The sequence below is a fragment of the Roseovarius litorisediminis genome (genome assembly GCF_900172295.1).
GTDB lineage: Bacteria > Pseudomonadota > Alphaproteobacteria > Rhodobacterales > Rhodobacteraceae > Roseovarius > Roseovarius litorisediminis.
On record NZ_FWFL01000023.1, the window covers coordinates 1 to 6,564 of the forward strand.

At 53.2% G+C, this 6,564-nt stretch carries 4 protein-coding genes; all 4 read right to left on the bottom strand.

Annotation, left to right across the window (positions count from 1 at the left end):
- Positions 1–582 precede the first annotated feature (582 nt).
- On the bottom strand, positions 583–927 hold the full coding sequence (locus PEL8287_RS19485; protein ID WP_085894118.1) for an STAS domain-containing protein: 345 nt from the start codon (positions 925–927) through the stop codon (positions 583–585).
- Between the two features lie 152 nt (positions 928–1,079).
- On the bottom strand, positions 1,080–1,418 hold the full coding sequence (locus PEL8287_RS19490) for an STAS domain-containing protein (protein WP_085894119.1): 339 nt from the start codon (positions 1,416–1,418) through the stop codon (positions 1,080–1,082).
- Positions 1,419–1,428: 10 nt separating this feature from the next.
- A complete protein-coding gene (locus PEL8287_RS19495; RefSeq protein ID WP_176228711.1) occupies positions 1,429–5,052 on the bottom strand; it encodes a PAS domain S-box protein in 3,624 nt (1,207 codons plus the stop codon).
- On the bottom strand, positions 5,015–6,172 hold the full coding sequence (locus PEL8287_RS19500) for a mechanosensitive ion channel family protein (protein WP_085894121.1): 1,158 nt from the start codon (positions 6,170–6,172) through the stop codon (positions 5,015–5,017). The genes PEL8287_RS19495 and PEL8287_RS19500 overlap by 38 nt, the downstream gene beginning before the upstream one ends.
- Positions 6,173–6,564: the final 392 nt, after the last annotated feature.

A 6,564-nucleotide genomic window follows, 5' to 3' on the forward strand; every position in this document is an offset into this window, starting at 1 on the left:
AAACCCGCACATTCCCGCGCTGGACTGGCAAGTAGGGCTGGATCAGCGCGTATTGATTTTCTGTTATCTCATTCATAACAGATACTTAGCATCAAACAGCACTACGTAATAGTGTTAACAGGCCCTAGATGAAGGATAGCAACTAGTCCCGAAACTGGTGCACGGCGCGTCTCCGTTAAGTTGGCCCCGGATACAGCACAGAGTACTCTTGCACGCCCTTGGCGGTGGGCAGCGCTGAACATCTGACGAGGCCGAAGAACACGCCCTGCACATCGATCTTGCTGCTGCGTTTCGTTGGGCAGAGCGTTTTGGCTTGAGCGAATCCGTGGCCAAATATTTCAGTGCATCAATCAGCCCGGATGGTCGGACATTCCTTTTAAATCCCAAGTTGCGGCAATTTTCGACAACACGGGCGGGCGATCTGGCCCAGGTCGATCTTGACGAGATGGCCGCATGCTGACACTGCGCTGAGACCCGTGCAACCCTTGGAAGGACTGCAAACTCCCAGCACCTGGCCAATGTCCGATCTGCGGACTATGCTGCCTCTCAAACAAGTGCTTCAACTGCGCTGGTTTCTTGAGTCTATGTGAATGCCGCTAGCGCCTCGTTCTCATCTGGATACAGGTTCACGAGGCTTGTGAAGCCAGATGTTTTAAGGACCTTTTTGACAGACTCGTTGGCGCTGCAAATTCTCATCTGCCCATTTGAATTCGTAAGGAGCTTGGCTGCGACGAGAATGCTTCTCAAACCGGCACTGCTTATGAAATCGACTTCTCTAACGTTGAGAAGCAGCTTGTTCGCACCACCTTTGACTAAGCTCACAAGTGCATCCATCACTTCGCCAGAAGTCGTGCTCTTAATATCGCCGCTAAGATAAACAAAAGTAATTCCCGCAACGTTTTTCGTCGTGATTTCCATGTCTTTCATCTCACTTCTTATCGTGACCGTTGAACCGACATGGTATCGTGAGATAATGGGCGTCTCGGTACGGTCGTTTCTTTGTGTGACAGCGCGCGCGCTGCTTGATGCAGATCTTGCCAGAGCCTCCAACTACGGGTCCGATGGCACCCAAACCGCGACTAGAGGCCCTGCAGCGCTTCTTCTTCGTTCGCGTATGTCGGAAAGAGTTTTGTGAATCCCGACATCTCAAAGACCGACTTGGTCGATGGGTTCATGGAGCACACAGTGAGTTTCAGACCTTGGCCGCTCAACTTCTTGCCAAGTGCAAGGATCACTCGCAGCCCTGTTGATGCAATGAAATTCACCTTCTCAACGTTTATCACGACGTGCTTTCCTTCACCCTCAATTACCTCAAGGATTTCGGTTTCGACGTCTGGACTGGTATTGGTTGTCAGATCTCCATCCACGTAGATCACCATCGCAGTGTCTGTCGCGCGGTGCGTCACTTCCGTATGCATCTCGGTCCCCTTAGTTCGTTGTTGTCGCGTCGGTTTGTGTTGGCATATCGCCGGCAAATCGCTTCATCAGCGTCGTAACATTCTTGCCCTCAACACGCCGGTAAGAGAAATCGTCCATAAGGTTGCGAATAAGGTGTATCCCAAGCCCGCCTATTTCGCGCTCTTCTAAGTTCGACTCTACGTCGGGGTCTTTTCTTTCGAATGGATCGAACTCGACCCCCTGGTCCGTGACTGAGACGATGAAGCGCTGACCATCTGTTGACAGCACCACATCAATGATGTGCTCACCCTCATCGTCGTAGGCATAGCTGATTATGTTATTCAGCAGATCATCCAGGACCACCGAAAAATTGTTCTGAATCTCGGGCGGAAGTTCGAACCGCTGACAGATTTCCTGCAGCGCCGCGAGGCAACGGTCGATCTCACGCAGTTCATTGACCAGACGTAACTCCACGGTTCCGCGAGCGTCGCGCACATCCCACGCGACATAGCGAAGGCAGAATAGCGTAATATCGTCGGATTGTTCGGCGCAGCCGACAAATTCATCCACATCGCGCAACAGAGACTCGACGAGGTACTTCGTCCCGAGCCTTTTGGAGCGTTCAAGGTGCGCCTCGAGTCGGGCTTCGCCGTAGTCAGCTCCCTTCGCGTCAAAGGCTTCTGTGACGCCATCGGTAAACAAGACGATCTTGTCGTCAACGTCGAGCTTCATTTGCGCCTCGCCGTAAGGCGCTCCCGGCATCACACCGACCATGGGGCCATGAAGCTCGTCCAACGCTCGCCACGTGCCATCCGTCTTTATCAGATAAGGCGGATTGTGCCCGGCGTTCGTGTAGGTCAGGATACCGGTTTTCGTGTCGATGATGCCAAAGAAAGCCGTGATGAACATGCAGTCGTCATTGTTCTCACTAAGCTCATTGTTGGTCGCAGAGATGATATTGGCAGTCGATTTGGTATCCTGTGTCCGTGACTTTAGAAGTGTCTTCGCAACCGCCATCATCAGTGCAGCGGGCACGCCCTTCCCGGAAACATCTGCAATAACGAACGCAAAGAAACGGTCATCGATCATGAAGAAGTCATAGAAATCCCCACCAACCTCGCGGGCAGGCCGAATATAAGCCCAGACATCCAGATCTTTGTGCTCTGGAAATCTTGGGAAGGTTAGTGGGATCATGCTCATCTGGATCTGGCGTCCGATGCTGAGCTCGTCGCCCATACGTTTGTTGGCAATAGCTAATTGGCGTTCCAGTTCTTTTTGTTGGCTGATATCGACGAAGACGCCGAGCACACCGCCACGTGAACCATCAGACAGGTCAAATGCACGCGCCCAAAAGAGCATGTCGTGCTCCTTGCCATCGCCAAGCACTACGCTTGTTTCGCGGTGAGCGCTTCCTCCATCCCGCAGCAGTGCAACATCCTCCTGGTGGCGCGTGTCTCGATACTCCTCCGGAAAGAAGTCCAACTCCTTCACGGTTTTGCCGATTATGTCCTCGCGCTTTACTCCGAAGGCCTTTTCGTATGCACGATTGAAGTTTATGTATCGGCCTGAGTTATCTTTGACGAAAATGGGATTGGGAACCGAATCCACAAGGGTCGTCACGAAGCTCAGATTGTCTGCGATTTCTTTCTCTTGCCGCTTGCGATCCGTAATATCTCTAATGATCCCGACGAATAGCTTTTCGTCTTCTAATTCGGCTTCCCCTACGTGGAGCTCTAATGGGAATTCAGTGCCGTCCTTTCGCAGCCCCTCGACCTCCCGCGTGCGACCCACGACATGCTTCTCACCGGTATCGTGATAACGTTGAAGATGCGCGTCATGGTCCTGGGCGTGCCTTTTAGGCATCAAGACGTCAACCTTGCCGCCGATGACTTCGCTTGCATCATATCCGAAGGTGGTTTCCGCGCTTGGATTGAACTCCCTGATAAAGCCTTTGCCATCGATTACGATTACGCTGTCGGCTGCATTGTTCAGGATCGAGCGAACCCTGGTTTCACTATTGGCGAGCTCTTTGGTTCGATCTGCGACTTTTGCTTCCAGACCCTCAACCAGGTCTTTCAAGGCTTCGCGCATAAGGTCAAAATTATTGGCGAGTTGTGCAATCTCGTCGCCGCCACTTACGTCGATTGTAATGCCGAGATCGCCCTTGGCTATCCTCTGTGCCTTTTCACTGAGGTCCAGGATCGGGCGGGTCATTGTCCGCGCGAAAAAGAAGGAGATCGCGAGGATGCCAGCTATGAGGAGGCCCATGAGCTGTAGGGTTCGATCCCTTAGGCGATAGGCAGGCGCGAGCGCCTCAGCCTCGTCGATCTCGCTCATGATTGCCCAGCTCATATCGGGCAGATCAAGAAGACGAAATGCCGACAGTACGGGGACACCCCGATAGTCCGGGAAGATTTTGGTATTCGTTTCTCCGGCAAGCGCCGCCCGAGTGCCCTGTGTGTCAACTGGTTGCAAATCGATCGATGTGCCGAAGGTCTCGATCCTTTGGACGATGCTTTCGTCCAGACCGATGCCCCGGATCATACCAAGATATCCGTCACGGTCTTCGATCAGGAACCGCGACTGGTTCCGCATTAGCAAGTCTTCGCCAACGATATAGGTTTCGCCACTTTCACCAAGCCCGACATTGGACCACGCTCCCTGGCTAGTCATGATGTCATTGATCCTGTCGATCGGCATCTGGAACATCAGTACGCCGGTAAGCTCGTCGCCGTCGAATATGGGTGACGCAACGAAGGAGGCGGGCGCGTTATATGACGGAGCGTAGGGCTCAAAATCCCTGAAAATGACGAAGTCGCCGGAACCTGCCTTGCTTGCTGCCTTGAACGCCTCTGCGAAGTTGGTTCCCGCGTACGGGCCCGTCAAAAGCGAGGTCGCGAAGTCGACTTCCTTAAAGACAGAATAAACGATCCGCCCGTCCTCGGCATCGACCAAGAAGATATCGTAATACCCAAATTTTTCGAGGAAGTTTCTTATGATTGGGTGATAGCGTCGGTGCACAGCACTGTAGTGGCTTCCGTCGCCGACATCGTCCATAAGGTGCTTTTCACCAGTCGGGTTGGGGTTCCGGGCGATGAAAAGTTCTTGAAGAACCCGTGCAGTCGCATCCTGAGGAATAAAGCTTTCGGATCGCCCAAGATCCCCTGTGAGGGAATGCTTGCCGAGGCGCGGCAGAAATTCCCGGTCATAGTAGTCTTGGAGCGGAGGCGAGACTTGGGCGCCTTCGCGATTGTTCAGCAAGTAAACTGCAGACTGAAATTCTCCAATTGCCTGCACGATAGTGCGACTCTCAGAAAAGGTAACAATCTGGTTCGCGATCGTTGAAAAATAGTCCTCGATCTGCTGCGCCTTCATCTCGCGCACAGCGGTGAGCTTATTAAAGGATTCCTGCAGCAAAGCCTGCTTCGCGGCCCGGTATTCCACGACCGCATAAATGCCGACGCTTGCCGCCGCCATGATAACGAGAACGACCAGAAGTTTCGTGCGAATCCTGAGATTGCCTAGAAACGACACGGATTGAGACGGCGTTCTCATGCTTTCGGCCTGCGAAGGCTGAAACGAAATACTGCCGCTGCGCTTTTCACATGCATCGGCCCTATTCCTTTGCCAGGCTTTGGTGCAGCCGAAGATCAAAAACTCCGATCATCGCCAGGAGATGATTGAATATGTCTGTCTGAATCTTCGAGAAGGGGACCAGGCTGACTTCACGGAGAAACGCGAATATCTCCATCGGAATGCCATGGTGAGTGGGCGCTGTAGTCCTGATCATGATGTAATGACGCTTTTGATGAATATCCTCGCGCGACCTGAGGTATCTATCTACGTATGCACAAAAGATCTCGAAGTTGGTCGTAATGACTGGGGCTAGCCGGGCATCTGTTCCTGGTTCATCGCTGTCCCCGAGCGCTTCGATCTTCTCGGCGACGATATCTGAGATCAGGGGAACGCCCTGCAAGCGCTCCAAGAGGGCTCGGTCACAAACTCGGACCGATCCAACGTCGAACGAAAAAGTCTCGAACAACCTTCTGGCCCTCGTGTCCTGCATACTTGTATAATTTGCGTTCGCGACCTCTAGCACCGAGTGTGTGGGAACAAGTACTGTCGTCAGATCCCAGTTGCGCACTTTGATGTCGTAAAGACCGATATGTTCGACAGTGCCATCGGCGCCAAAACTTGGCACGACCAACCAATCGCCCTCACGGATTAGGTTCCATGAAGCGATTTTTATGCTTGCGAAGATTGAATGCAGTGAGTCCTTGAAGATGAGCCCCAGTACCGCGGTTGCCGCTCCCACTCCGCCAATAAGTGTTATTAGGTCCGTGTCGACGACAACCGAGCCCGCGGCCACGATGCCGACCAGCACAGTCAATATTTTGAGAATGTCGATGTAGCCCGTCGAACTGACGCCCTTCGCCCCCGATCTATGGCGGATGATCGAGGCAAGCGCGCTCATGACCTTCAAAGCTGTTTCAACTGCAAGAAAGATAGAAACGAGGCCCGATAGTACGCGGACCTCGTAGGCATAAGGCGCCAACCAATCGGCGAGGAAATAAGCCAGTGCCGTAGGGATTGCGTAGACGAAGCGGAAGGGGCGCAGGGCATCGACGATAAGATCGTCGATAACGGTTTCCGTTCGGATTGCGATCCGAAATGCTACGCGACCGATTAGCCGCTGGAGGAAAGGCGATGCAGCCAGAGCTATCGCCACAATGACGATGAAGCTAACTTGTGGGTTTTCTTGTATGAAACTCAAAGGACGTCTCCCGACATCGTTCTTTTGGCCGCAGCGTCAGAGCTGACTGGAGGCTTCCGCTGCGTGTTCTTTTCTTGTCATTGTACGCATAATCTGGCCTAGCGCCAGACCCACTCTTCGGCCCGTACGATCTCTGGCGTCTCGACGAAGAATGCAGAAGAGCTCTAAGTTTCGCTCCTTGGCCATCTAGCCGCCGATCAATGTCTGCTCCGGGCTCGAAGCCGCCGTTTGCTGCCGTCTGTACTAATGGCTGCTGTGCGGGACGAAGCAGACGCTTTTCAGCAGGTGAGACAGCCAGTCACTGCGTGTGGAAAACATCAACTGCCGAACGGCAACATCAGCGCTAATGAACGACGCCGTGCGGCCCGTGCTTCATGAAATGCCACTGACCG